Genomic DNA, 1182 nt, shown 5'->3' with positions numbered 1-1182 from the left:
GTTCAGAGCGCGGATTGACAAAAGAAATCGTAGAAGAAATTTCTCGCATGAAAGAAGAGCCTCAATGGATGCTTGATTTCCGCCTGAAATCTCTTGAGCATTTCTACAACATGCCGATGCCGCAGTGGGGCGGGGATTTAAACTCTTTAAACTTTGACGAAATTACGTATTACGTAAAGCCGTCTGAGCGTTCAGAGCGTTCTTGGGATGAAGTGCCTGAGGAAATTAAACAGACATTCGACAAACTGGGTATTCCTGAAGCTGAGCAAAAATACCTTGCCGGTGTTTCTGCACAGTACGAATCCGAAGTTGTTTACCACAATATGAAAGAAGATCTTGAAGAGCAAGGCATCGTCTTCAAAGACACAGACAGCGCGCTGAAAGAAAATGAAGACATTTTCCGCGAGCACTGGGCGAAAGTCATTCCGCCGACTGATAACAAGTTTGCGGCGCTTAACTCAGCTGTTTGGTCCGGCGGATCTTTCATCTACGTGCCTAAAGGCGTGAAGGTTGAAACACCGCTTCAAGCTTACTTCCGCATCAACTCCGAAAACATGGGTCAGTTCGAACGTACGCTGATCATCGTTGACGAAGAAGCAAGCGTTCATTACGTAGAGGGCTGTACGGCTCCTGTGTACACAACAAACTCGCTTCACAGCGCAGTTGTTGAAATCATTGTCAAAAAAGGCGGCTACTGCCGTTATACAACAATTCAAAACTGGGCGAACAACGTTTACAACTTAGTAACGAAACGTACGGTTTGTGAAGAAAACGCGACGATGGAATGGGTTGACGGAAACATCGGTTCTAAATTGACGATGAAATATCCGGCTGTCATTCTGAAAGGTGAAGGCGCGCGCGGCATGACGCTCTCTATCGCTCTTGCGGGCAAAGGGCAGCATCAGGACGCAGGTGCGAAAATGATTCACCTTGCACCAAACACATCATCTACAATCGTATCAAAATCGATTTCTAAACAGGGCGGAAAAGTAACATACCGCGGTATCGTCCACTTCGGACGGAAAGCGGACGGCGCCCGTTCAAACATCGAGTGTGATACGCTCATTATGGATAACAAATCAACTTCTGATACAATTCCTTACAATGAAATCCTGAACGACAACATTTCATTGGAGCACGAAGCAAAAGTATCAAAAGTTTCTGAAGAACAGCTTTTCTACC

Annotated in this window: 1 protein-coding gene; it reads left to right on the top strand. The window is 45.8% G+C overall.

Going from position 1 to position 1182, the window contains the following annotated elements:
* Window positions 1-1182 (top strand): Fe-S cluster assembly protein SufB (gene sufB / locus ACFX4I_RS26380; RefSeq protein WP_377424194.1); only part of this gene is annotated, 1182 nt, incomplete at both ends.

Origin of the sequence: Peribacillus sp. YIM B13472, from assembly GCF_042788005.1 — a bacterium.
GTDB lineage: Bacteria > Bacillota > Bacilli > Bacillales > DSM-1321 > Peribacillus > Peribacillus simplex_E.
This window is presented reverse-complemented; position numbering and strand designations above follow the sequence as displayed.